The following is a 25310-nucleotide window of genomic DNA, read 5'->3' as shown; positions in this document are numbered from 1 at the left end:
CCGCGCACCTGCGCGGCTCCCTCACCTGGGACCAGGGCAGCGAGATGGCACGTCACAAGCAGTTCACCATGGCCACCGACATGCCCGTCTACTTCTGCGACCCCGCCTCGCCCTGGCAACGCGGCTCGAACGAGAACACGAACGGGCTGCTGCGGCAGTACTTCCCGAAAGGCACCGATCTGAGCCTGCACAGTCCCGAAGACCTCGAACACGTCGCCCAGGAACTCAACGGCCGCCCACGCAAGACGCTCGACTGGGATACCCCAGCCGAGCGTCTACGTGATCTACTCACCACCTGAAACCAGGTGGTGTTGCGACGACCCCTTGAACCCAAGAATCCAGCGCCGGGGCCCCTTCGTGTGTCCGCTTCGTGCTGTCCGCACGCGGGCGGTTCAGTCGTGCCAGGCGCCGAAGTCGTCCAGGAGGCGCTGGAGGGGCTCGAAGACGCCTGGCGTGGCCGCGACCGTCAGCTCGCGTGCGGGGCGCTCTCCGGGCCGTCCACCGGTCAGCGCGCCCGCTTCCCGGGCGATCAGGTCGCCCGCGGCGAGGTCCCAGGGGTGCAGGCCGCGCTCGTAGTAGCCGTCGAGGCGGCCGGCGGCCACGTCGCACAGGTCGATCGCGGCTGAGCCGCCGCGCCGGATGTCCCGCAGCAGCGGGATGAGCCGCTGCGCGACGTCGGCCTGGTGGGCGCGGACCTCGGTGACGTAGTTGAAGCCGGTGGAGACCAGGGCCTGGTCCAGGGGCGCCGCCGGACGGCAGGACAGCACCCGCTCACCGTCCCAGGCGCCGGTCGCGCGCGCCCCGCCACCGCGCACCGCGTGGTACGTCTCACCGCGCATCGGGATCTCGACGACCCCGACGACCGTCTCGCCGTCCTGCTCGGCCGCGATGGAGACGGACCAGGTGGGCAGCCCGTAGAGGTAGTTGACCGTGCCGTCCAGCGGGTCGATCACCCAGCGGATGCCGCTGCTGCCCGCGCTGGAGGCGCCCTCCTCGCCGAGGAAGCCGTCGTGGGGGCGGTGCTCGGAGATGAGGCCCGTGATCAGCTTCTCGGCGGCGATGTCCATCTCGGTGACCACATCGATTGGGCTCGACTTGGTGGCGGCGACCGCGAGGTCGGCCGGGCGGCCGTCCCGCAGCAGCTCACCGGCCCGGCGGGCGGCCTCCTTGGCGAGCCCGAGGAGTTCGCTGTGCAGGGGGTCGCTCACGCCGCTCCTCCCGCGTAGGGGCTGTCGGCGCCCGCGGCGGCGGGCCTGGGGGCGCGGGCGGGGCAGCAGCCGACCGGGCACAGGTTGTGGCTCGCGCCGAGCGCCCCCAGGGCGCACGGGGTGACCTCCAGGCCGCTCTCCTGCGCGGCGCGCTCCAGGACGAGCTCGCGGATCGCGGCGGCGAAGCGCGGGTCGGCGCCGACGGTCGCCGAGCGGCGTACCGGCAGGCCGAGCTCCTCGCCCTTGGCCTTCGCCTCCGTGTCGAGGTCGTAGAGGACCTCCATGTGGTCGGAGACGAAGCCGATGGGGGCCATCACGACCGCGGGGGCGCCGGCCGCGTGCCGCTCCTCCAGGTGGTCGCAGATGTCGGGCTCCAGCCACGGGATGTGCGGGGCGCCGGAGCGGGACTGGTAGACGAGCTGCCAGGGGCGGTCCACGCCGGTGCGCTCGCGGACGGCGTCGGCGATGAGCCGCGCGGTGTCCAGGTGCTGCCGCACGTACGAGCCGCCGTCGCCGTGGTCCTCGACCGGGCCGGAGCTGTCCGCCGAGGCCGTCGGGATCGAGTGGGTGGTGAAGGCGATGTGGGCGCCCGCGCGGACGTCCTCGGGGAGGTCGGCGAGGGACTCGACGACGCCGTCGATCATCGGCGCCAGGAAGCCCGGGTGGTTGAAGTAGTGCCGCAGCTTGTCGACCCTCGGCAGTTCGAGGCCCTCGGCCTCCAGCGCGGCCAGCGAGTCGGCGAGGTTCTCGCGGTACTGGCGGCAGCCCGAGTACGAGGCGTAGGCGCTGGTGGCGAGGACGAGGATGCGCCGACGGCCGTCGGCGACCATCTCGCGCAGGGTGTCCGTGAGGTACGGCGCCCAGTTGCGGTTGCCCCAGTAGATCGGCAGGTCCAGGCCGTGTTCGGCGAAGTCCTTGCGCAGGGCGTCCAGCAGGGCGCGGTTCTGGTCGTTGATGGGGCTGACCCCGCCGAACAGGAAGTAGTGCTGCCCGACTTCCTTGAGGCGTTCCTTGGGGATGCCGCGCCCGCGGGTCACGTTCTCCAGGAACGGGACCACGTCGTCCGGGCCTTCCGGGCCGCCGAAGGAGAGCAGGAGCAGGGCGTCGTAGGGGGTGGCATCGTGCTCGTCTCGCATGGGTCGATCCTGCCACCCGCCTCTGACAGCCGGGAAACGGCGGGGGGTCGGCCGGGGCGCGTCAGCCGTACACCCGTGTGCGTTAGGGTTGCCTAACTTCGTAAGCTGTATGAGCAGTAGTCACGCCTTACCGGTTCTGCCGGGTTCCCCGCGCGCCGCGCCGAGCCCTGCCGTGCCGCCTTTCTTCATGTCGCGCCGAGCCGCCACGCGCGCGTGAACCGGACCACCGGAGACCCTGTGCCGAGCCCCTACCGCGCCCTGTTCGCCGCCCCCGGCTCCAAGGGCTTCTCCGCCGCGGGGTTCCTCGGCAGGATGCCGCTGTCGATGATGGGCATCGGCGTGGTCACGATGGTCTCCCAACTCACGGGGCGCTACGGGCTCGCGGGCGCGCTGTCGGCGACCATCGCGCTGGCGGCCGCGGCCTTCGGGCCGCAGATCTCGCGCCTGGTGGACCGGCACGGTCAGCGCAGGGTGCTGCGCCCGGCGACGCTGGTCGCGCTCGCCGCGGCGGCCGGGCTGCTGCTGGCCGCGCACTTCGAGTGGCCGGACTGGGTGCTGTTCGTGAGCGCCGCCGGTGTCGGCACCGTGCCCAGCCTGGGCGCGATGATCCGGGCCCGCTGGGCGGCCCTGTACCGGGGCACGCCGCAACTGCACACGGCGTACTCGTTCGAGTCCGTGGTGGACGAGGTGTGCTTCATCTTCGGGCCGATCATCTCGATCGGTCTGTCCACCGTCTGGTTCCCGGAGGCGGGGCCGCTGCTGGCCGCCTGCTTCCTCGCCGTCGGCGTCTTCTGGCTGACCGCCCAGCGGGCCACCGAGCCGGAGCCGCACCCGCGCGAGGAGCGCGGCGGTTCGGCGCTGCGCTCGCCCGGACTGCAGGTCCTGGTGGCCACCTTCGTGGCGACCGGAGCGATCTTCGGGGCGGTCGACGTGGTCACCGTCGCCTTCGCCGACGAGCAGGGCCACAAGGGCGCCGCCAGCGTCGTCCTCGCGCTCTACGCGGCCGGTTCCTGCGCGGCCGGGCTCGTGTTCGGCCTGCTGCGCCTCAAGGGGTCGCCGGAACGGCGCTGGCTGCTGGGCGTGTTCATGATGGGCGTGAGTATGATCCCCCTCCTACTGGTCGGGAACTTGCCGTTTCTGGCCGCGGCGCTGTTCGTTGCGGGTCTGGCCATCGCTCCGACGATGATCACCACGATGTCCCTCATCGAAGAGCACGTACCACGCGCGCAATTGACCGAGGGCATGACCTGGATCAGCACCGGGCTCGCGGTCGGGGTCGCGCTCGGGTCCTCCCTCGCCGGCTGGGTCATCGACTCGGCAGGCGCGCGGGCCGGGTACGGGGTTCCGGCGGTGTCCGGAGCCGTCGCGGTCGCGGTCGGTTTCCTGGGGTACCGCCGGCTGAGCAGGCCGGCTCCGGGGCGGGGAGGCACCGTTGAGCAGCACAGCGAGCGGGACGAACGGCACGTGGCGTAACTGGGGCGGCAATGTCACCGCACGCCCCGCGCGGGAGGTCACGCCCGCCTCCGTCGACGAACTGGCCGCGGCCGTGCGCCGGGCCGCCGAGGACGGGCTGACGGTGAAGGCGGTCGGCACCGGCCACTCCTTCACGTCGATCGCCGCGACCGACGGGGTGTTGATCCGCCCTCAACTCTTGACCGGCATCCGCAACATTGACCGCGACGACATGACGGTCACGGTCGAGGCCGGTACACCGCTCAAGAGACTCAACATGGCCCTCGCGCGCGAGGGGCTGTCGCTCACGAACATGGGCGACATCATGGAGCAGACGGTCTCGGGGGCCACCAGCACCGGCACGCACGGCACCGGCCGCGAGTCCGCTTCGATCGCCGCCCAGATCAGGGGCCTGGAACTGGTCACGGCGGACGGCTCGGTGCTCTCCTGCTCCGAGAAGGAGAACCCCGAGGTCTTCGCGGCGGCGCGGATCGGCCTGGGCGCCCTCGGCATCGTCACCGCGATCACGTTCGCCGTGGAGCCGGTCTTCCTGCTCACCGCGCGCGAGGAACCGATGCCCTTCGACAAGGTCCTCGCCGACTTCGACGAACTGTGGGCCGAGAACGAGCACTTCGAGTTCTACTGGTTCCCGCACACCGGCAGCACCACCACCAAGCGCAACAACCGCAGCGCCGGTCCCGCGAAGCCGGTCAGCCCGGTCGCGGGCTGGATCGAGGACGAGTTCCTCTCCAACGGCGTCTTCCAGGCGGCCCAGTGGGTGGGCCGGGCGGTGCCCGCCACGATCCCGACGATCGCCCGGGTCTCCAGCAAGGCGCTGTCCGCGCGCACCTACACGGACATCCCCTACAAGGTCTTCACGTCTCCGCGCCGGGTGCGGTTCGTGGAGATGGAGTACGCCGTCCCGCGCGAGGCCGTGACCGGGGCGCTGCGCGAACTGAAGTCCATGGTCGAGCGCTCGGGCCTACGGATCAGCTTCCCCGTGGAGGTGCGCACCGCGCCCGCCGACGACATCACCCTCTCCACGGCTTCCGGCCGCGACAGCGCGTACATCGCCGTCCACATGGTCAAGGGCACGCCCTACCAGGGGTACTTCACCGCCGCCGAGCGCATCTTCACCGCCCATGAGGGCCGGCCGCACTGGGGCAAGGTGCACACGCGGGACGCGGAGTACTTCGCCGGGGTGTATCCGCGCTTCGGCGAGTTCACGGAGCTGCGGGACCGGCTGGATCCCGACCGCCGGTTCCAGAACGACTACTTGCGGCGGGTCCTGGGGTCGTAGCGGACCCCGCCTGAGGAGCGCGGGAGGACGCCTGAGGAGAGGTACGGCCGGAGGGGACGCACGGACGAAGCGGTTGCTTCCGTTTCGGGAGATTATGTGAAGGCGACCTCGCGCGGGCTCGCAAAAAGGGCACCACGGACAGTCAAGTCCCACCTCTTGCCAGAAGTTGAGTGGCGCGCCAATCCACGCACGTGGCCCAAATGGAGTACTGTTGCGAGCCCTGGGCCCGGTCTCCCGCCAGGATGTCCGGGGCCTCGCCGGAACGTCCGGAGGGGGACTCGTTGCACAGGGTGACGGCGTTGGTCACTTAGCGTGGTGAATAGGTAACCGTGCCATAACGGCGGCGCAGGACCTGTGCCCGACACGCCGGGCAACTCGGCAAGGTTGTGGCAGGCTGCACCCGGGCAGGCCACACTCGACTAGCGGAAGCAGCGACGCACGTGACGTCGGCAGGCACCACCCGGGAGGTCCCCATGCCCGAACTGCGTGTCGTGGCCGTCTCGAATGACGGCACACGGCTGGTGCTGAAGGCTGCGGACAGCACGGAGTACACGCTTCCGATCGATGAGCGTCTGCGCGCCGCTGTACGCGGCGACCGTCCCCGCCTCGGCCAGATCGAGATCGAGGTGGAGAGCCATCTCCGCCCCCGCGACATCCAGGCGCGTATACGTGCCGGTGCGACCGCGGAAGAAGTCGCGCAGATGGCCGGCATCCCCGTCGACCGTGTGCGCCGTTTCGAGGGCCCCGTGCTGGCCGAACGCGCCTTCATGGCCGAGCGGGCCCGCAAGACCCCGGTCCGGCGGCCCGGTGAGAACGCCGGGCCGCAGCTCGGCGAGGCCGTCCAGGAACGGCTGTTGCTGCGCGGCGCCGACAAGGACACCGTCCAGTGGGACTCGTGGCGTCGCGACGACGGCACCTGGGAAGTCCTGCTGGTCTACCTGGTCGCGGGCGAACCCCACTCGGCGAGCTGGACGTACGACCCGCCCCGGCGGCTCGTCCAGGCAGTCGACGACGAGGCGCGTTCGCTGATCGGCGAGTCCGACGACCTGGCCGCCCCCGAGCCCAGCTTTCCGTTCGTCCCGAGGATCGCGCGGCTGCCGCGCGACCGCCCGCTGGACCGCGCCCTCGACCGGCCGAGCCTGCCGGCCCAGCCGTCGGAGCCGGCCGAGGAGAACATCGGCGAGCGCGAACGGGACTCGCTGACCAGCCTGTTGGAGGCGGTGCCGAGTTTCCGTGGCGACATGGTCGTCCCGGAGCGCCCGGCGGAGCCCGCCACGGAGGAGCCCGACGAGCAGGAGCCGGCCGCCGAGGAACCCCCGGCGCCGGCCGCCTCCGCCGGTTCCGCCTACGCGGACGTCCTCATGCCGCGGTCCGTCGGCAGTCACCGCGACCGTCTCATCGGCGCGACCGACCGGCAGGCCGAGGCGGACGGCGTCCGTCCGGGCCGCCGGGCCGCCGTGCCGAGCTGGGACGAGATCGTGTTCGGCACGCGGCGGAAGAAGCAGGAGTAACTGGCGCAGCAGGCGTGCCAGGTGTGACAGGTGTGAGCGGTCCCCGGGCAACTCGCCCGGGGCGTCCGTCGGTTCGCGGATGTCGGCTCGCACATAGTTACTTACGTCGGGGAGGGCCGCACCTGTTCGGTGCGGCCCTCCCCGGACGGGTCCGCGCGGTCGGTCACTGAGGGTCGGGGCCCACGGCGACCGGACGGGCCGGGTCCGAGGACCACTCCGACCAGGACCCGACGTACAGGGCCGCCGGAATCCCCGCGACCGCCAGGGCCAGCACCTCGTGAGCCCCGGAGACGCCCGAACCGCAGTACACACCCACCTCGGTGCCGTCCGCCGCTCCCAGCGCCTTGAAGCGGGCCTTCAGGTCCTCTGCGGGCAGAAAGCCGCCGCCCGGGGCCACGTTGTCGTTCGTCGGCGCGGACACCGCGCCCGGGATGTGACCGCCGACCCGGTCGATCGGCTCGACCTCGCCCCGGTACCGCTCCCCCGCGCGGGCGTCGAACAGCACTCCGGAACGGGCGAGCGCCGCCGCCCCGTCCGCGTCGAGCAGGCCGGTGGCGCCCGGCATCGGCTCGAAATCGCCCTCCACGCGCGCGGGGACGTCGACCGAGAGGTCCCCCCGCCACGACGGCAACCCGCCGTCTAGGACCCGCACGTCCGGGTGACCCGTCCAGCGCAGCAGCCACCACGCGCGGGCCGCCGCCCAGCCCTGCCCCCCGTCGTACACGACCACCGGCCGGCCCGCCGAGACGCCCGCCCGGCGCATCGCCGCGCCGAACTCCCCGAGATCGGGCAGCGGATGCCGGCCGCGCCCGCCCGACGCGCCCGCGAGTTCCCGGTCCAGGTCGATGTAGACCGCGCCGGGCACATGCCCGGACTCGTACGCGGCCCGGCCGTCGAAGGGCGGCTCGCCGGCCGCCTTCGCGACGCCGAGCTGCCAGCGGACGTCGAGGACGACGGGCGGGTTCTCCCCCGCCAGGTCGCCCGCCAGTTCCGATGCGGTGATGATGGCGTTCATGGTCACCATCCTCGCGCACGGGGTGGCCCTGTCGCTCATGTCCGGCTACTCTGCTCCGCCGGACAGGCTCGATCACGGGGCGTGCGGGATCGAGCACATGCCGTACAGGCCATCGGCATCCGGCGACAACCGCCTGTGCACCGATGAGAAACCCCCCATCAGGCATCCTCCGAGGGCGGCGGCGACGCGGCCACCACGAGGGGCCGAGGAGAGAGTGACGATGACCGAGGCAGGCGGGTCGGCCGGCCCGATCGGCGCAGCACACGCTCGGTACGCGCCAGGCACACCCTGCTGGGTGAGTCTGATGGCGCACGGGTTGACCACGACGCAAGAGTTCTACGGTGAGCTGTTCGGTTGGGAATTCCAACCCGGTCCGCGGCAGCTCGGCCCCTACGTGCGGGCGCTGCTCGACGGCCGTGAGGTGGCCGGCATCGGCCAACTGCCCCTGGACCGCCACCTTCCCGTGGCCTGGACGCCGTATCTCGCCTCGGACGACGTGGACACGACCGCCGAAACGGTCCGGCTGTGCGGCGGCACGATCGGGGTCGGCCCCCTGGACGCCTCCGAATCCGGGCGCCTGGCGATCGGCTCGGACCCCTCCGGCGCGATCTTCGGCGTCTGGCAGGCGGCGGAGCTCGTCGGCACGGCCGTCACCGGCGTGCCCGGCACGCCCGCGTGGTACGAGCTGGTGACGTACGAGACCGCGAGCGTCCGCAAGTTCTACGAGACGGTCTTCGGCTACGCGGAGGAGTCGGTGGTGTCCGCCGACGCCGACCGCCTGACCCTGCACATCGACGGCCGCCCGGTCGCCGGCATCCACGGCGTGGGCGCCGCGCTGCCCCGCGACCAGGGGCCGCACTGGACGACGTACTTCGAGGTGGCCGACACCGACGCGGCGCTCACCCGCGTCACCGGCCTCGGCGGGCACGTCCTCGGGCCCGCCCAGGACGGCGTGCACGGGCGCGTGGCGACCGTGGCCGACCCCGAGGGGGCCCGCTTCGTCCTGATCCAGGGTCCGCGCTGACAGAAGCCTACGGCGCGGTGGCTGCGCGGCGTGCGCCCGCCGTGCCGGTGAGGCGCGACGCGGCGCTTGGGTGACCGTGCGGCCGGGGCGGCCGGGGCGGCCGGGTCAGAGGCCGCCGGTGTTGAGCAGCCGGTTGGGGGTGTCGGAGCGGACGCCGCGTACGACACCGCGGGTGGCCGTGTGGTCGAGCCAGACGTGGACCTGGTCGGCCGTGGCGTGCGGGTGTGCCGACAGGTACAGCGCGATCACGCCGGTCGCGTGCGGTGCGGCCCAGGACGTCGCGCCGCCGGTCTCCGTGACGGTACCGCCGCCGGCGAGGGCCGAGGTCACCTTCTGGCCGGGGGCGTACAGGTCCACGCATCGTCCATAACCCGAGCCGTAGGAGCCGCCGTCGCTCCACGCTCGGTCGTTCGACGTGGAGGCCGCCACGACGATCGTGCCGGGGACGCCGGCCGGGGAGTGCTTGCAGGCGTCGTCATGGAAGTTGCCGGCCGACACCACCGTCGGGATCCCCGCATCGACCATCTTCTTCACGGCGGACTCCAGCGCCGCCGACCGGTGGTCGAGGTTGAGCGACATGTTCACCACCGCCGGCTTCTGCGCGTGCGCGGTGACCCACTTGACCGACTTCACGAGCGCCGCCTCGGCCGCCGCCGACGAACCGCCGCCCCCGCTCTCGCACAGGACGCCCTGGACCCGTACGAGCTCCGCCTTGGGCGCCACCCCGTACTTCGCCCCGCCGATGACGCCGGCGACGAACGTGCCGTGGCCGGTCCCCTCCTCGCTGAAGCAGTCACCGGAGTCCTGCGGGCCCACGAAGTCGGCGCCGAGGTGGGCGCGGCCGCCGAACTCCTTGTGGCCGATGTCCATCCCGGTGTCGATCACATAGACGTGCACGCCCTTGCCCGTGGCGGTGGTGGTGAGCTTCCCGTTCAGCGGACGCGACCGCTGGTCCAGGATGTCCAGGTTCCACGGCACGTTCCGGGTGACGCGCGCCGGTGCGGCCGGTGCGGCCGCCGCGGCCGGTGCGGCCAGTTTCTCCAGACCGGCGTCAGACACCGCCGCCGAGCCGGACGGCGCCCCGCCCCCTGAGGCCGCCGCGCCGGCTTCCCCGCCGCAGGCCGAGGCCCCGAACACCATCACCATGGCCACGCCGATGAGACCGGCTTTCGTCACATTCCGCGTCACGACATCCCCCACTTGCCCGTTCCGTACACAGTTCAGCGCACAAGACGAGCACAGGGGGCGAGCGGTTCCGGCGGGGAGATCTCGGAGAGCATCGCTTGCAGCGATGGGGCGGGGACCCGGCCGGGGTGGCCCTGGCCGACGTGCCGGAGGCCACGCGCTGCCGAGTTCCGGCCGTCCGGGACGCTGTGGCAGGACGGGGCCGATCAGCCTTTACTGGAAGGTGAGGACCACCGGAACAGGCGACCGAATCGTCTCGCCCGACGCCGGATGCTTCGCCAAGGCAGGAGGTCGTGCCATGGACCCGCCTCTGCGAGAGCGCGAGCTACCGCACCTCGTGGTCGACCGCCCGGACCGGCTGCGCGGCCGGGTCTTCGTCCTCGACGACCAGCCGATGCTGGTCGGGCGGGACTCCGACTGCCAGATCCAGGTAGGCGATCCGGGCGTCAGCCGACGGCACGCGGTGGTGTGGCGGGCCTCGGGCCGGACCACCGTCGAGGATCTGGCCTCCACCAACGGCACCATGCTGAACGGTCACCCGGTGCTCGGGCAGCAGGTGCTGCACTCGGGCGACGTGCTGGATTTCGGGCCCTTAGAGGTGCATTACGAAGAGCTGCGCCCCGCCGACCGGACCGTTCAGACCCCGAAGCCCGGAGCCGGCACCACCCTGGGCGGTACCTCGGACACCATGCCGGGCTGGGGCCCCGCCCCTGAGCCCGGGCCCACGCCTCACGGCGCTCCCGCCGCAGGGCCGCCCCCCTCCGGCCCGCCGGGCCGCCCGCCACCGCGCGAGGCCGGCGAACCGCCGACCGGCGGCGAGCGGCGGTTCGACATCGGGGAGCAGCAGGCCGACCGGCTGAGCAACATCGCCGGGAACCAGTACAACTACGTTCAGCAGGCCCAGCGCGAGAGCTTCTTCCAGGAGATCGCCGCGACCCGTACCAGGGCGCGACACCTGATCATGCTCGGCTTCCTGATCTTTCTGGTCGGGGTCGGGATCTACGGCTGGGTGATCATTCGATTCATTGTCAGGACCAACGACGATTTTTCGTCGGGGAGTTCGGACTTCGGCTCCTCCACAGAGCTGCTCGGACCGAAGGTGGCCGGGGTGCCGGTAGGGGCGGTCGGGTTCGCGATGGCGGCCGTCGGGACGGTTCTGATGGTCATCGGGATCGTTCTGCACATCGTGACGACGTCCCGGCGCCGCCGCTTCGAGGATGCCGAGCGGCAGGCGTCCTGGCGGCAGCGGTGAGGAGAGGGGGAGCCATGTCCTTCAACATCGGCAACCAGCAGGGCGGCGTGGTCAACAACGTCGCCGGGAACCAGACCGTTCACGGTGGCCAGTCGGCCGTCTTCACGGCGGGCGGGCAGGAGGTGCGCGGTCTGGTCCGGGAACTGAGGGCGTCGATCGAGCGGACGGCGCTGCCGCCGGCGATCGAGCCCGAGGTGCGGGCCGAGCTGGACTCGCTGGACGAGGAGGTCGCCCGGCCGGAGCCGGACCGGGAGGCAGTGGCGGGCCGGCTCGGCCGGATCACCCGGCTGCTGTCCTCGGCGGGTGCGCTGGCGGCGGCCGGCATGGGGCTGATCGGGCCGCTCGGAGCGCTCGCGGGCTGGCTCGGCGCGCTCGGCCAGCCGATCTTGCGGGCGATCGCAGGCTGATGGGAGGAGGCTGACGGAGAGGGCCTTTGCCTGGGCCGCCGGCGCACCGGACGGACACCGGGCGCAGGCGGAGACCGACCGTCAGTCAGAGGCCACTGGCAGGACGTCCGGCGACAGCGCGCCGGCGCCGGCGGAAGCGCTCGTCATACGGCGCTGATGGTGGCGCCGGCACAACACCTCGTAGCCGACCTCCGCGGCGGAGCCGATCACGTCACCGACCACGACCTGCTCGCCTTCGACCACCATCTCGCCGTCCACCGTGCGGGCGTTGTGCGTGGCACGCGCCCCGCACCAGCACATCGCCTCGACCTGGAGGGTCTCGAGCCGGTCCGCCAGCTCGATCAGCCGCCGCGAGCCAGGAAAGAGCTTCGTCCGAAAGTCGGTGGTGATACCGAAGGCGAAGACGTCGAGGCCCAAGTCATCCACGACTCGCGCCAGTTGATCAATCTGTACCAACGCCAGGAACTGCGCCTCGTCCACGATCACGTAGTCGACCCTGCCACCATGGGACACCCGGTCGACGACATAGGCATAGAGATCCATGCCCACCGCCGCCTCCACCGCGTCGGTCACCAGCCCCAGCCGTGAGGACAGCTTCCCCTCCCCCGCACGGTCGTCCCGAGTGAAGATCAGACCCTGCAGCCCCCTCGCCGACCGGTTGTGGGCGATCTGCAACGCCAGCGTCGACTTCCCGCAGTCCATGGTTCCGGAGAAGAACACCAGCTCGGGCATGGGGAGTCGTGCGCCTTTCGGTGAAGATGAAGGAGGGGAGAAACGGTTCTGGAGCGTCAGGAGCGTACTTCGAGCAGCGGGACGAACTGCTCGGCAGGGGTCATCGAGCCGTGGTTGCCGACCATCGCCGACTCCTTGGGCTCCCGCTCGGAGGCGATGATCAGGACGTCGTCGCGGGCGGCCGCGATCACGTCGCCGAGGCGGTCGTACACCCGCTCGTCGATCCGCGGCCCGAACCAGCCCGCGGCGATCGCCTCGTCCCGCGAGGCCACCCAGAACTGCTCGCCGAGCACCTCGCGCCAGCAGGTCAGGACGTCGTCCTGGGCTCCCGGTACGGCGTAGACGTGGCGGGCGCGGCCCTCGCCGCCCAGCAGGGCGACGCCGGCGCGCAGTTCCCAGTCCGCGTCGAAGTCGATGCGGTGCTCGTCGTCGAAGGGCACGTCGACCATGCCGTGGTCGGCGGTGACGTAGAGCGCGCTGCGCGGCGGGAGTTGCTCGGCGAGGCGCTGGACGAGCCGGTCGACGTACATGAGCTGGCCGCGCCAGGTGTCGGACGCGACGCCGTAGCGGTGGCCCGCGCCGTCGAGTTCGGCGTAGTACGTGTAGACGAGGGAGCGGTCGCCGGCGGCGAGTTGCTCGGCGGCGAGGTCCATGCGCTCCTCGCCGGTCAGCCGCCCGTGAAACGTTCCGCCACTGAGCGCGACCTTGGTCAGCGGGGTGTTCTGGAAGGCGGGGGCCGACACCTGGGCGGCGTGCACACCCGCCTTCTGGGCGAGCTGGAAGACCGTGGGGTACGGCTGCCAGGCCTCCGGCGGGGTCCACGGCTGCCAGCGGAGCTGGTTCATCAGCGCGCCGGTGGCCGGGTCGCGCACGGTGTAGCCGGGCAGGCCGTGGGCGCCCGGCGGAAGGCCGGTGCCGACGGAGGCGAGGGAGGTCGCGGTGGTCGCCGGGTAGCCGGCGGTGAGCGGGCGTCCGGTGCCGCCGCGCGAGCTGCCGAGGAGCGCGTGCAGATACGGCGCTTCGTCGGGGTGGCTCTTGATCTGCTCCCAGCCGAGGCCGTCGATCAGGAAGACGCAGTTGCGGTCGGCCGGGGTCAGCTCCGGGATCGCCGCGGTCATGCCGGGTACGCCCATGCCCGCCGCCAGGGTGGGCAGCAGGTCGGCGAGGGAGCCGGAGCCGTACTCGGGGACGGGGGCGGAGGCGACGGCGAGCGGTTCGGGATAGCCCCAGGTGGCGGAATCGGCAGGGGTGGGCGCTGAGCGCCCCCGATCATGGGCGGAGGGGGGAGACGGGTGGGACATCAGCGCGTTACGTCCGCTGTGGCCTCGGAGAGCGACTGCGCGAAGGCGAGCGTCTGGCGCACCGTCTCCGGGCCGTCCCCGGCCTCGCTGACGCGCAGGCTCAGGTCGTCCGCCGTCGAGTTGCCGGTGTAGCCGTGGTCGGCGTCGCAGTTGGGGTCGCCGCAGGCGGCCGGCTCCAGGTCGATGCGGGAGACGGCGCCCCAGCCGATGGTCAGCACGACCTCTCGCGGCAGGGTGCCCGGCGTGTACGACTCCGGGTTGGCGACCACGCGGCTGAGCACGACCGAGGAGATCCGGCCGAGCTTCACGGACTCGGTCGACGTCGTGGCGTACGGCGTCGGGGAGGTGGTGTCGGCGGCCTGTTCGTCGGTGTGGCTGACGATGAAGCGGTTGCCGGTGAGGACCAGCACGGTCACATGCCGGCGCACCTCGTTCTGGTCGAAGGTGGTCTCCTGGTGGACCAGGAACGACCGGATCGGCTCGCCGCCCACAGCGGCCTCCACCGCCTCGGCCACGAGGGCCGGGTAGTAGCCGCTGCGCTCGATCGCCGCGCGCAGCCCCTGGGTCGTCGTACTGGTCTTGGCCATGCCCTCCATCCTACGGGGACCCACTGACTGCGAGGCACCGCTCGCGGCGGCTTCCGTGGGCGCGCTGTCCGGTCTCTGCGGTCGCTTCTAGTACGCCGGCAGGGTTCGCGGTCCGAGGTCGTCGCGCGCGGGCGGGGGCGCGAGGCGTACGGAGGCGCCCAGGACGCTCAGGCCGTGCGGGGCGACGACGACCGGCTCCAGGGTGACCGCGACGACCTCGGGGTGGTCGTCGACCAGCCGCGACACCCGCAGCAGCAGCTCCTCCAGGGCCGGGGTGTCGACGGGTGTCGAGCCGCGCCAGCCGAAGAGGAGCGGGGCGGTCCGGATGGAGCGGATCAGCGAGGTCGCGTCCCGGTCGGTGACCGGGACCAGCCGGTGCGCCATGTCCCCGAGCAGTTGCGAGGCGGCTCCGGCGAGTCCGAAGGACAGCACGGCTCCGGCCGCCGGGTCGATGACCGCGCGGACGACCGTGTCGACCCCGCGCGGGGCCATCGACTGGACGACCGGGCGCAGCTCCTCCGGTCTGCCGAACAGCTCGGTCAACTCGGCGTACGCCCGTCGCAGTTGTTCCTCGTCGGCCAGGTCGAGGCGGACGCCGCCCAGGTCGGCGCGGTGGCGCAGGTGCGGGGCGGTGGCCTTGAGGGCGACGGGGTAGCCGAGGGCGCCCGCGGCCCGCGCGGCCTCGTCCGGGGTGAGCGCGGGGATCGCGGGGCGGGTGCGGATGCCGTAGCGGCCGAGCAGCTCGCAGGTCTCCTCGGTGCCGAGGGTGAGGCCCTGCCCGCGCGCGAGGAGCCCGCCGATCAGTTCGGCGGCGCCCTTCTCGTCGATGTCCTCGTACTCGGGCACCTTGCCGGGGTCGGCCGCCTCGCGCCGCCACTGGGCGTACTTCACGGCCTCGGCGAGGGCGCGGACGGCGCGCTCGGCGGCGGGGAAGGCGGGAATGAGGTGCGCGCCCTCGGGTGCCTCGACGGCGGCGGTGAGTGGTCGGGTGCCGGTGTCCTCCGTTGCGGCACGCGCGCGTGGGGTCGCTTCCGCGCGGGGTGCGGTGCTCGTCGCGGCGGACAGGGCCGCGGCGAGGCCGCCGAGTTCCACGTGCACGACGAGCACCGGCTTGGCGGGAGCGGCGGCCGCGGCCGAGCGCAGGGCCTGCGCCAGTTCCGCTTCGCCGGGCGACGCCTCGCCGATCGCCGGGATCGCCGTCACGACCACGGCGTCGCAGGTCTCGTCGGCCAGCGACCGCGCGAGCGCGGCGTGGAAGTCCTGCGCGGACGCCTCCGTCGTCAGGTCCAGCGGAGACAGCGGACGCAGGCCCTCGGAGAGGCAGGCGTCGTACGTCAGCAGGCCCAGCGACTCGGAGTTGCCGAGGATCGCCACGCGCGGTCCGGTGGGCAGCGGCTGACGGGCGAGCAGCAGGCCCGCGTCGACCAGCTCGGTGATGGTCTCCACGCGGATCACGCCGGCCTGCCGCAGCAGCGCGGAGACCGTCGCGTGCGGCAGCCGCGTCGCGCGTACCGCGTGCCCCTGCGGGGCGGAACCGGTGCCCTGGACGACGACCAGGGGCTTGGCGGCCGCCGTGCGGCGGGCGAGGCGGGTGAACTTGCGCGGGTTGCCGATGGACTCCAGGTACATGAGGGCGACGTCGGTGTCGGGGTCGTCGAACCAGTACTGCAGGACGTCGTTGCCGGAGACGTCCGCGCGGTTGCCGGAGGAGACGAAGGTGGACACGCCGGTGACGCCGGTGACGCCCCCGCCGCGCCGGTGCAGCCGGGACAGCAGGGCGATGCCGATGGCGCCGGACTGGGCGAACAGGCCGATGCGGCCGGGCCTCGGCATCTCCGGGGCGAGCGAGGCGTTGAGCCGCACCTCGGGGGAGGTGTTGATGATCCCGAAGGCGTTGGGGCCGATGATCCGCATGCCGTACGCGCGCGCGTGCCGTACGAGTTGGCGCTGTCGCTCGCGCCCGTCGGGGCCGCTCTCGGCGTAGCCGGCGGAGAGGACGACGAGTCCCTGCACGCCGTGCTCGCCGCACTCGGTGACGGCCTCGGTCACGTGCTCGGCCGGGACGGCGAGGACCACGAGGTCGACCGGCCCGTCGATGTCGCGCACCGAGCGGTGGGCGGGCACCCCGTCGAGCTCCTTCAGGTCGTCCGGGAAGGCCTTGTTCACGGCGTACAGGCGGCCGGTGAACCCGGCCTCCCGGAGGTTGCCGAGGACGCTCCGGCCGACACCGCCGGGCGTCCGGCCGGTGCCGACGACGGCGACGGAGCCGGGCGCCAGCAGCCGCCGTACGGAGTGCGCCTCGGCGCGCTGCTCCCGCGCGCGCTGCACGGCGAGGGAGCGCTCGGTGGGTTCGAGGTCGAACTCCAGGCGGACGACGCCGTCCTCGAAGTGACGCTTCTGGGTGTACCCGGCGTCCGTGAACACCTTGATCATCTTATTGTTGGCGGGGAGCACCTCGGCGGCGAAGCGGCGGATGTCGCGCTCGCGCGCGACGGCCGCGATGTGTTCGAGGAGCGCGGAGGCGACGCCGCGCCCCTGGTGGGCGTCCTGCACGAGGAAGGCGACCTCGGCCTCGTCGGCGGGCGCGGAGGCGGCCATGCCGTCGGCGCCAATGCGGTCATAGCGTACGGTGGCGATGAACTCGCCGCCGACCGTGGCCGCGAGTCCCACCCGGTCCACGAAGTCGTGGTGCGTGAAGCGGTGGACGTCCTTCGCGGACAGGCGCGGGTAGGGCGCGAAGAAGCGGTAGTACTTCGACTCGTCCGAGACCTGCTCGTAGAAGCTGACCAGGCGCTCGGCGTCGTCGACGGTGATGGGGCGGATGCGCGCGGTGCCGCCGTCGCGCAGCACCACGTCGGCCTCCCAGTGGGCGGGGTACTCGTGCCGGTCCGACGCGCTCTGCATGGGGCCCAGAGTACGGCTCACGTCTGACAACGGCGCGAGACGAGCTGGCGAGGACGGTCATCGGATCGAGGCCGCGATCCGACGACCCCACAGGGAAGGGCCGACACGACCCCTCCCTCACACGCTTCACGTGTGGAACACTGGTCTAGACAACCTGAACACTGAAGGGCAGCATCACATGGCTGAGCGCCGCGTCAACGTCGGCTGGGCCGAGGGCCTTCACGCCCGCCCCGCTTCCATCTTCGTCCGGGCCACCACGGCCGCAGGTATCCCGGTGACGATCGCCAAGGCCGACGGCAACCCCGTCAACGCGGCCTCCATGCTGGCCGTGCTCGGCCTGGGCGCCACGGGCGGCGAGGAGATCGTCCTCGCCTCCGAGGCCGAGGGTGCGGACGCCGCCCTCGACCGGCTGGCGAAGCTGGTCGCCGAGGGTCTCGAGGAACTCCCCGAGACCGTCTGAGCGAGGACCGGCCGGCAGGCACCGTCCTATTTAAGAGGCGTGGCGCTCGTCACTTGAAAGACGCCGTCCCGCAAACTCCGAAGGGCTCGTCCGAAATTATCGGGCGAGCCCTTTGCATTTCCCGTCAGCGGGCAGCGGAAATAATCCCCCGCGAATTATCCCCCTCTTTGTATACGGCTCCCGTGTTAATGCCGCAGGCCCGTCATGTTTACGGGAGGTTGCGAAGTCCTCACACGGTCGATGCGTTCCGGTCCGCCGGAAAAGCGCAGCCGGTGCGCGGCCGTCGAGCGCTCGGTGTGCAGCGCCGTGACCGCCCGCGCGCGCTCCCCGTCGCCGCGCGCCACCGCGTCCACGATCGCGCCGTGCTCGACCCAGGACTCCACGGGGTCGAGCGGCGCCTCCACCGCGTACATCCAGGCGATCTTGTGGCGTAGCTGGGTGAGCATCGACGTCAGGGCGTGGCTTCCGGAGGCCTGGGCGAGCGTCTCGTGGAACCAGCCCCCCAGGGAGCGCAGATCGTCGCTGTTGCCCCTCCTGGCCCGCTCCTGGCCCAGCCGGACGAGGCCGCGCAGCACCTTCAGATGGGCCTCCGTGCGCCGCTGGGCGGCCCGGGAGGCGCCGAGCGGCTCCAGGAGCATGCGCATCTCCAGCACGTCCGCGGCCTCCTGCTCGGTCGGTTCCGCGACGCACGCGCCCGCGTGCCGCCGCGTGACGACGAAGCCCTCCGCCTCCAGCGTGCGCAGCGCCTCCCGGACCGGGACGCGGGAAACGCCGTAGCGGCGGGCGAGGAGTTCCTCCGTGAGGCGGCTGCCGCGCTCGTAGACACCCGCGACGATGTCGTCCCGAATGGCCGTGCACACCGAGTGCGCCGGAATACGCATGACGGACCTCCGCCTTAATCCCCGTGAAACGTCGACGATTGACGTGTGTTCCGTGACTCTATTGCAATGAGCGGGAATTTCCGATGGCGGGCCGGAATCCAGGGATATTTTTTGGACAGGAGGGCATCGAAAACGGCGAAAGCCCCGGCCGGAAGGGCCGGGGCTGGACGATCTGTCGCCGAGCGTCGTCAGACGTTCACGCCGTGCTGGCGGAGGTAGGCGACCGGGTCGATGTCCGAGCCGTACTCCGCGCTGGTGCGGGCCTCGAAGTGCAGATGCGGGCCGGTGACGTTGCCGGTCGCGCCGGACAGGCCGATCTGCTGGCCGGGGGCGACCTGTTGGCCCACGGAGACGCCGATGGACGACAGGTGGCCGTACTGGGTGTAGGTGCCGTCGTTCATCTTGATGACGATCTGATTGCCGTACGACCCGCCCCAGCCGGCCTCGACGACGGTGCCCAGGCCGACCGCGTGCACCGTGGTGCCGGTCGCGGCATGGAAGTCGATGCCGGTGTGGCTGCCGGAGGACCACAGGGAGCTGCTGGCGTGGTAGCCGGTGGAGACGTACGAGCCGGTGATCGGCGGCACGAAGGCGTTGAGCAGCTTGCGCTCGGCCTCCCGGGCGGCACGCACGCGTGCGGTGCGCTCCTCCACGGCCTTCTTGGCGGCCGCCTCGCGCGCGGCCTCCTCGTAGGCGGCCTGCTTCTGCACGGCGACCTGGTCGTCGATCTGCTCGATGACGGCTTCGCCGGCGGTGACGACGGGCGTCAGCCCGGTCTGCTCGGGGGCGGGCTCGGCGGCGAAGGCCGGAACGGAGGCGACGGTGGCCATGACACCGGTGGTGGTGAGCGCCGCCACGCCTGCCGCGCGCGCGGTGGTGCGCTGCATACGGCTGGGCCGACGGTGCTTCCCGGTGGCGCAGGTGAACGCCATGAAGTGGGGGGTGTCCTTTCCTTCCCTCTCGCCTACCGGGTTAGCTGACGGGTTCGGAGCAGGAAGGTCTCCTACGGACCCCCTCGCGGCTCGCGCGGGCGTCCGATTCACCCCAGGGACTTCACATGTGGGTCCCCGGCTCCCCTGGCTCGCGCCGTACGGGGACTCGGCGATGGCTGCCCGGTGCCGCGGTTGCGGCGCACTGCCTGACGAACAGTCCGGAAACAGCTAAGCGGGACGCCTTTGAATCCTCAAACGAATCCCGGTTTTTGTAGCGCATCCCACAGGGCAGACAGGCAACCTCCACCTCAATTCGGACACCAGGAGGCCCTGGTGACGTGTCCGTCGACCAGGGCCCCTACGCGCGCGTGCCGTTGCCCGCGTCCGCCGTGCCGGCTACTCGGCGGGGACGACCTTCACCTCGCCGATGCCGAGGGCCTCGACCGGCTCCTTGATCTGAGCCGCGTCACCGACGAGGACGGTCACCAGCCGGTCCACCGGGAAGGCGTTCACGGCCGCCGCGGTGGCCTCCACGGTGCCGGTCGCGGCGAGCAGCTGGTACAGCGTCGCCTGGTAGTCGTCGGGCAGGTGCTGCTCGACCTGGTCGGCCAGCGTGCCCGCGACGGCCGCGGCGGTCTCGAACTTCAGCGGCGCCACCCCGACCAGATTCTGCACGGCGACGTCACGCTCGGCGTCGGTCAGCCCCTCGGCGGCGAGGGTGCGCAGCACCTTCCACAGGTCCTCCAGCGCGGGACCGGTGTTCGGGGTGTCCACGGAGCCGCTGATGGCGAGCATCGCGGCGCCCGAGCCGTCCGGGGCGGACAGCATGACCTGGCCGAAGGCGCGGACGCCGTAGGTGTAGCCCTTCTCCTCGCGCAGGACGCGGTCCAGGCGGGAGGTGAGGGTGCCGCCGAGGCAGTACGTGCCGAGCACCTGCGCGGGCCACACGCGGTCGTGCCGGTCGGCGCCGATCCGGCCGATCAGCAACTGCGTCTGGACGGCGCCGGGGCGGTCCACGATGACGACCCGGCCGGTGTCGTCGGCGGTCACCGGCGGCACCGGCCGCGGCTGCGCCGAGGAGCCCGTCCACGCGCCCAGGGTGTCGCCGAGCAGCGCGTCTAGGTCGACGCCGGTGAGGTCGCCGACGATCACGGCGGTGGCCGTGGCGGGGCGTACGTGCTTCTCGTAGAAGGCGCGTACGGCGGCGGAGTCGATCTTCTCGACGGTCTCCGCGGTGCCCTGGCGCGGGCGGGACATGCGCGCGGTGGCCGGGAACAGCTCCTTGGAGAGCTCCTTGGCGGCGCGCCGGGAGGGGTTGGCCAGCTCGTGCGGGATCTCGTCCAGCCGGTTGTGGACGAGGCGCTCGACCTCGCTGTCGGTGAACGCGGGCGCCCTGAGGGCGTCGGCGAGCAGACCGAGGCCCTTGGACAGGCGCGAGGCCGGCACTTCGAGGCTGAGGCGGACGCCGGGGTGGTCGGCGTGCATGTCGAAGGTGGCGCCGCAGCGCTCCAGTTCGGCGGCGAACTCCTCGGCGGAGTGCTTGTCGGTGCCCTCGGCGAAGGCGCGCGCCATGATCGTGGCGACGCCGTCGAGGTCGGCCGGTTCGGCGTCCAGGGGCGCGTCGAGGTGGATCTCGACGGCGACGACCTGCTGGCCGGGGCGGTGGCAGTGCAGGACCGTCAGGCCGTTGGCCAGCGCGGTACGTTCGGGAGCCGGGAACGCCCACGGCTTGGCCTCGCCCGCCTGGGGCTGGGGGTGGTAGTCCATCGTGGCGAGCTCGGTCACCGGGCCGCCTCCTCGTTCTCGTCCTGGTCGGCGGGGGCTTCGGCGGCGGTCGGCTCGTAGACGAGCACCGCGCGGTTGTCGGGGCGCAGGCGGGCCTTGGCGACCTCCTGCACCTCCTCGGGCGTCACGTCCAGCACACGCTGGACGGCGGTCAGGGCGAGCTGCGGGTCGCCGAACAGGACGGCGTAGCGGCACAGTTCGTCGGCGCGGCCGGCGACCGTGCCGAGCCGGTCGAGCCACTCGCGCTCCAACTGGGCCTGCGCGCGCTCCATTTCCTCGGCCGTGGGGCCCTCCTCGGCGAACCGGGCGAGCTCCTCGTCGATGGCGGCCTCGATGACGGGCACCTCGACGTCACCGGACGTCTTCACGTCCAGCCAGCCCAGGGAGGGCGCGCCGGCGAGCCGCAGCAGACCGAAGCCGGCCGCGACGGCCGTACGGTCGCGGCGCACGAGCCGGTTGTAGAGGCGGGAGGACTCGCCGCCGCCCACGATGGTGAGCGCCAGGTCGGCGGCGTCGCACGCGCGCGTGCCGTCCTGCGGCAGGCGGTAGGCGGCCATCAGGGCGCGGGCCGGGACCTCCTCCTCGACGATCTCGCGCAGTTGCCCGCCGATCACGTCGGGCAGCGAGCCGTCCCGGGGGGCGGGCTTGCCGTCGTGGCCCGGGATGGACCCGAAGTACTTCTCGACCCAGGCGAGGGTCTCCTCGGGGTCGATGTCGCCGACCACGGAGAGGACCGCGTTGTTGGGCGCGTAGTACGTCCGGAAGAACGCGCGCGCGTCCTCCAGGGTCGCCGCGTCCAGGTCGGCCATCGAGCCGATCGGCGTGTGGTGGTAGGGGTGGCCGTCCGGGTAGGCGAGGGCGGTGAGCTTCTCGAACGCCGTGCCGTAGGGGACGTTGTCGTAGCGCTGGCGGCGCTCGTTCTTGACGACGTCGCGCTGGTTCTCCATCGACTCGTCGTCGAGCGAGACGAGCAGGGAGCCCATGCGGTCGGCCTCCAGCCAGAGGGCGAGCTCCAACTGGTGGGCGGGCATCGTCTCGAAGTAGTTGGTGCGCTCGAAGCTGGTGGTGCCGTTGAGCGAACCGCCCGCGCCCTGGACCAGTTCGAAGTGGCCGTTGCCCTTGACCTGGCCGGAGCCCTGGAACATCAGGTGCTCGAAAAGGTGAGCAAGGCCCGTGCGCCCCTTGACTTCGTGGCGCGAGCCGACGTCGTACCAGAGGCACACCGCCGCGACGGGGGTCAGGTGGTCCTCCGAGAGCACCACGCGCAGGCCGTTGGCCAGGCGGTGCTCGGTCGCTGTCAGGCCCCCGGAGCCTGCCTGGGCTGTGGCGGTGTGACCCATGGGCATGTACGTCCCTTCCGATCGCGGTCGCGGTCGTCGAAACCGCGGTTTTCCTGCCGTCCTGCCACTGTATGCAAGCGTGCGGACGGTCGGCGAAGTTCCCGGACGGCGTACGCCCAGAGCGAGATCGCGTAGCCTGCGGGCAACCGTGAAGGAGATGCCTCCTGGCGCAGGGCCGGACGGCCGACGCCAGGTCCTCGCCCGCACTGTCAGTGCCACGGTCCACAATGGTCCGCGTCAGATCCCGTCACACGCCCCAGCAAGGAGCCGGCAGCGATGGCCCGCCGCAGCACGAAGACCCCGCCGCCCGACGAGTCGTACGAGGAGCGGATCCTCGACATCGACGTCGTCGACGAGATGCAGGGCTCCTTCCTCGAGTACGCGTACTCGGTCATCTACTCCCGCGCCCTGCCGGACGCCCGTGACGGCCTCAAGCCGGTGCACCGCCGCATCGTCTACCAGATGAACGAGATGGGCCTGCGCCCGGAGCGCGGCTATGTGAAGTGCGCCCGGGTCGTCGGCGAGGTCATGGGCAAGCTGCACCCGCACGGTGACGCGTCGATCTACGACGCCCTGGTGCGGATGGCCCAGCCCTTCTCCATGCGCGTGCCGCTGATCGACGGCCACGGCAACTTCGGCTCCCTGGGCAACGACGACCCGCCGGCCGCCATGCGGTACACCGAGTGCCGCCAGGCCGAGGCCACGAGCCTGATGACCGAGTCGATCGACGAGGACACGGTCGACTTCACGCCGAACTACGACGGGCAGGAGCGGGAACCGGTGGCGCTGCCCGCCGCGTTCCCGAACCTGCTGGTCAACGGCGCGTCGGGGATCGCGGTCGGCATGGCCACGAACATGCCGCCGCACAACCTGGGCGAGGTCATCGCGGCCGCCCGCCATCTGATCCGCTACCCGGGCGCGGATCTGGACGCCCTGATGAAGTTCGTGCCGGGCCCCGACCTGCCGACCGGCGGCCGGATCGTCGGCCTCTCCGGCATCCGCGACGCCTACGAGAACGGCCGCGGCACCTTCAAGATCCGTGCCACGGTGGCGGTGGACACGGTGACGGCCCGCCGCAAGGGCCTGGTGGTCACCGAACTGCCCTTCACCGTCGGCCCCGAGAAGGTCATCGCCAAGATCAAGGACCTGGTCGGCTCGAAGAAGATCCAGGGCATCGCCGACGTCAAGGACCTCACCGACCGTGCGCACGGCCTGCGTCTGGTCATCGAGATCAAGAACGGCTTCGTGCCGGAGGCGGTCCTGGAGCAGCTCTACAAGCTGACGCCGATGGAGGAGTCCTTCGGCATCAACAACGTGGCGCTGGTCGACGGCCAGCCGCTCACGCTGGGCCTCAAGGAGCTCCTGGAGGTCTACCTCGACCACCGCTTCACCGTCGTGCGCCGCCGCAGCGAGTTCCGCCGCGCCAAGCGCCGCGACCGGCTGCACCTGGTGGAGGGCCTGCTGACGGCGCTCGTCGACATCGACGAGGTCATCCGGCTGATCCGCTCCAGCGACAACAGCGCGCAGGCGAAGGAGCGCCTGATGGAGCGCTTCTCGCTGTCGGAGATCCAGACCCAGTACATCCTGGACACCCCGCTGCGCCGGCTCACCAGGTTCGACCGCATCGAGCTGGAGGCGGAGAAGGAGAGGCTCAACGCGGAGATCGCCGAGCTGACCCGGATCCTGGACTCGGACGCGGAGCTGCGCAAGCTGGTCTCGGCCGAACTGGCCGCGGTGGCGAAGAAGTTCGGCACCGAGCGGCGTACGGTCCTGCTGGAGTCGTCGGGCGTCACGGCCTCCGCCGTACCGCTCCAGGTCGCGGACGACCCGTGCCGCGTCCTGCTGTCCTCCACGGGCCTGCTGGCCCGCACGGCGAACGGCGGCCCCTTCGCGCAGCACACCGAGGAAGCCGACGACACCGAGGACGCCGGGAGCGCCGACGCCAAGCGCACCAAGCACGACGTGATCATCTCGGCGGTGCCGGCCACCGCGCGCGGGGAGATCGGCGCGGTCGTCTCGTCGGGCCGGCTGCTGCGGATCAACGTCGTCGACCTGCCGCAGCTCCCGGACACGGCGGCGGCGCCGAACCTCTCGGGCGGCGCCCCGGTGGCGGAGTTCGTCTCCCTTGAGGGCGACGAGACGGTGGTCTGTCTGACCACGCTCGACGAGTCGTCCCCGGGTCTGGCCATCGGCACGGAACAGGGCGTGGTCAAGCGGGTCGTGCCCGACTACCCGACCAACAAGGACGAGTTGGAGGTCATCACCCTCAGGGACGGCGACCGGATCGTCGGCGCCATCGAGCTGCGCACCGGCGAGGAGGACCTGGTCTTCATCACCGACGACGCCCAACTGCTGCGCTTCCAGGCCTCGCAGGTGCGCCCGCAGGGCCGTCCGGCGGGCGGTATGGCGGGCGTGAAGCTCACCGAGGGCGCGAAGGTGATCTCGTTCACGGCCGTGGACCCCGCGGCGGACGCGATGGTCTTCACGATCGCGGGCTCGCGCGGCACTCTGGACGACTCCGTCCAGACGACCGCCAAGCTCACCCCCTTCGACCAGTATCCGCGCAAGGGCCGCGCCACCGGCGGTGTGCGCTGCCAGCGGTTCCTGAAGGGCGAGGACTGCCTGTCCCTGGCCTGGGCGGGCCCCGTCCCCGCCAAGGCTGCCCAGAAGAACGGCCTGCCTGCCGAACTCCCGGAGATCGACCCGCGCCGCGACGGCTCGGGCGTGTCCCTGCCGAAGACGATCTCGGTGGTGGCGGGCCCGGTCTAGGCCTCGCTCCGGAGCCGGGGGTCTGGACGGGGGTCTAGAAGACTGCTGAAAATCTTGAGGGTGGGGCTGTCCGGCCGTGGGCCGGGCGGCCCTTGCGCTATGCGATGGCCGGGGTGAGGTGCCAGCTGC

21 protein-coding genes and 1 riboswitch are annotated in these 25310 nt (G+C 71.9%); of the genes, 9 read left to right on the top strand and 12 right to left on the bottom strand.

Annotated elements, in window-relative coordinates:
- On the top strand, positions 1-299 hold a 299-nt coding region (locus BMZ82_RS37610; protein ID WP_107487725.1), incomplete at its 5' end, for an IS30 family transposase.
- Between the two features lie 93 nt (positions 300-392).
- On the opposite strand, the gene BMZ82_RS37605 is transcribed toward BMZ82_RS37610, so the two are convergent.
- Positions 393-1208 (bottom strand): inositol monophosphatase family protein, encoded by an 816-nt coding sequence (locus BMZ82_RS37605; RefSeq protein WP_093781900.1) that lies wholly within the window; start codon positions 1206-1208, stop codon positions 393-395.
- Positions 1205-2344: a ferrochelatase gene (locus BMZ82_RS37600; protein WP_093781899.1), complete on the bottom strand. Its 1140-nt coding sequence runs from the start codon at positions 2342-2344 to the stop codon at positions 1205-1207. Before BMZ82_RS37600 ends, BMZ82_RS37605 begins: the two co-directional genes overlap by 4 nt.
- 237 nt (positions 2345-2581) lie before the next feature.
- On the opposite strand from BMZ82_RS37600, the gene BMZ82_RS37595 reads away from it, so the two are divergent.
- The 3 genes from BMZ82_RS37595 (at position 2582) to sepH (ending at position 6607) form a co-directional block, all read left to right on the top strand.
- Complete coding sequence (locus BMZ82_RS37595; RefSeq protein ID WP_093781898.1) at positions 2582-3817, top strand: MFS transporter; 1236 nt, start codon at positions 2582-2584, stop codon at positions 3815-3817.
- Positions 3777-5096 (top strand): D-arabinono-1,4-lactone oxidase, encoded by a 1320-nt coding sequence (locus tag BMZ82_RS37590; protein ID WP_093781897.1) that lies wholly within the window; start codon positions 3777-3779, stop codon positions 5094-5096. The genes BMZ82_RS37595 and BMZ82_RS37590 overlap by 41 nt, the downstream gene beginning before the upstream one ends.
- Before the next feature lie 473 nt (positions 5097-5569).
- A complete protein-coding gene (sepH, locus tag BMZ82_RS37585; protein WP_093781902.1) occupies positions 5570-6607 on the top strand; it encodes a septation protein SepH in 1038 nt (345 codons plus the stop codon).
- A 163-nt stretch (positions 6608-6770) separates the two neighbouring features.
- Here the strand turns inward: sepH and BMZ82_RS37580 are convergent, their stop codons facing one another.
- Entirely contained in the window at positions 6771-7622 is an 852-nt protein-coding gene (locus BMZ82_RS37580) for a sulfurtransferase (RefSeq protein WP_093781901.1), read from the bottom strand.
- Positions 7623-7842: 220 nt separating this feature from the next.
- Between BMZ82_RS37580 and BMZ82_RS37575 the strand changes: the two genes are divergently transcribed.
- A complete protein-coding gene (locus tag BMZ82_RS37575; protein WP_093781896.1) occupies positions 7843-8646 on the top strand; it encodes a VOC family protein in 804 nt (267 codons plus the stop codon).
- 105 nt (positions 8647-8751) lie between these two features.
- Here the strand turns inward: BMZ82_RS37575 and BMZ82_RS37570 are convergent, their stop codons facing one another.
- The gene (locus tag BMZ82_RS37570; protein WP_256252322.1) at positions 8752-9834 is read right to left on the bottom strand and encodes a S8 family peptidase; all 1083 of its coding nucleotides are present in this window, start codon (positions 9832-9834) and stop codon (positions 8752-8754) included.
- A 295-nt stretch (positions 9835-10129) separates the two neighbouring features.
- Between BMZ82_RS37570 and BMZ82_RS37565 the strand changes: the two genes are divergently transcribed.
- Together BMZ82_RS37565 and BMZ82_RS37560 are read left to right on the top strand one after the other, a co-directional pair.
- Complete coding sequence (locus tag BMZ82_RS37565) at positions 10130-11083, top strand: FHA domain-containing protein (RefSeq protein ID WP_177244862.1); 954 nt, start codon at positions 10130-10132, stop codon at positions 11081-11083.
- Between the two features lie 14 nt (positions 11084-11097).
- On the top strand, positions 11098-11490 hold the full coding sequence (locus BMZ82_RS37560) for a hypothetical protein (RefSeq protein ID WP_093781893.1): 393 nt from the start codon (positions 11098-11100) through the stop codon (positions 11488-11490).
- An 81-nt stretch (positions 11491-11571) separates the two neighbouring features.
- Here the strand turns inward: BMZ82_RS37560 and BMZ82_RS37555 are convergent, their stop codons facing one another.
- The 4 genes from BMZ82_RS37555 to BMZ82_RS37540 all read right to left on the bottom strand — a co-directional run bounded on the left by BMZ82_RS37555 (position 11572) and on the right by BMZ82_RS37540 (position 17014).
- Complete coding sequence (locus tag BMZ82_RS37555; RefSeq protein ID WP_093781892.1) at positions 11572-12222, bottom strand: thymidine kinase; 651 nt, start codon at positions 12220-12222, stop codon at positions 11572-11574.
- 56 nt (positions 12223-12278) lie between these two features.
- The gene (locus tag BMZ82_RS37550; RefSeq protein WP_093781891.1) at positions 12279-13523 is read right to left on the bottom strand and encodes an alkaline phosphatase family protein; all 1245 of its coding nucleotides are present in this window, start codon (positions 13521-13523) and stop codon (positions 12279-12281) included.
- Positions 13523-14119, bottom strand: coding sequence for a DUF5998 family protein (locus tag BMZ82_RS37545; RefSeq protein ID WP_093781890.1), 597 nt, complete (start codon positions 14117-14119; stop codon positions 13523-13525). Before BMZ82_RS37545 ends, BMZ82_RS37550 begins: the two co-directional genes overlap by 1 nt.
- A 78-nt stretch (positions 14120-14197) precedes the next feature.
- Positions 14198-17014, bottom strand: coding sequence for a bifunctional acetate--CoA ligase family protein/GNAT family N-acetyltransferase (locus BMZ82_RS37540; RefSeq protein WP_093781889.1), 2817 nt, complete (start codon positions 17012-17014; stop codon positions 14198-14200).
- Between the two features lie 178 nt (positions 17015-17192).
- On the opposite strand from BMZ82_RS37540, the gene BMZ82_RS37530 reads away from it, so the two are divergent.
- Positions 17193-17474, top strand: a complete 282-nt coding sequence (locus BMZ82_RS37530) for an HPr family phosphocarrier protein (protein ID WP_093781888.1) — start codon at positions 17193-17195, stop codon at positions 17472-17474.
- A 185-nt stretch (positions 17475-17659) separates the two neighbouring features.
- On the opposite strand, the gene BMZ82_RS37525 is transcribed toward BMZ82_RS37530, so the two are convergent.
- From BMZ82_RS37525 to BMZ82_RS37510, 4 genes are all read right to left on the bottom strand, one after another.
- The gene (locus BMZ82_RS37525) at positions 17660-18355 is read right to left on the bottom strand and encodes a GntR family transcriptional regulator (RefSeq protein WP_093781887.1); all 696 of its coding nucleotides are present in this window, start codon (positions 18353-18355) and stop codon (positions 17660-17662) included.
- 188 nt (positions 18356-18543) lie between these two features.
- A complete protein-coding gene (locus tag BMZ82_RS37520) occupies positions 18544-19287 on the bottom strand; it encodes a M23 family metallopeptidase (RefSeq protein WP_093781886.1) in 744 nt (247 codons plus the stop codon).
- Between the two features lie 14 nt (positions 19288-19301).
- A riboswitch (cyclic di-AMP (ydaO/yuaA leader) is annotated at positions 19302-19469 on the bottom strand.
- 214 nt (positions 19470-19683) lie between these two features.
- Positions 19684-21072 (bottom strand): M16 family metallopeptidase, encoded by a 1389-nt coding sequence (locus tag BMZ82_RS37515; protein ID WP_093781885.1) that lies wholly within the window; start codon positions 21070-21072, stop codon positions 19684-19686.
- Positions 21069-22412, bottom strand: a complete 1344-nt coding sequence (locus BMZ82_RS37510; RefSeq protein ID WP_256252321.1) for a M16 family metallopeptidase — start codon at positions 22410-22412, stop codon at positions 21069-21071. The genes BMZ82_RS37515 and BMZ82_RS37510 overlap by 4 nt, the downstream gene beginning before the upstream one ends.
- Positions 22413-22688: 276 nt before the next feature.
- Here BMZ82_RS37510 and BMZ82_RS37505 point away from each other — a divergent pair, with 276 nt between their 5' ends.
- Entirely contained in the window at positions 22689-25181 is a 2493-nt protein-coding gene (locus tag BMZ82_RS37505; RefSeq protein ID WP_093781883.1) for a DNA gyrase/topoisomerase IV subunit A, read from the top strand.
- Positions 25182-25310 lie beyond the last annotated feature (129 nt).

The sequence above is a fragment of the Streptomyces sp. yr375 genome, assembly GCF_900110755.1.
In the GTDB taxonomy this organism is placed as follows: Bacteria; Actinomycetota; Actinomycetes; order Streptomycetales; family Streptomycetaceae; genus Streptomyces.
The sequence above is the reverse complement of the archived record's forward strand: the minus strand, read 5'-3'. Positions and strand labels throughout refer to the sequence as shown.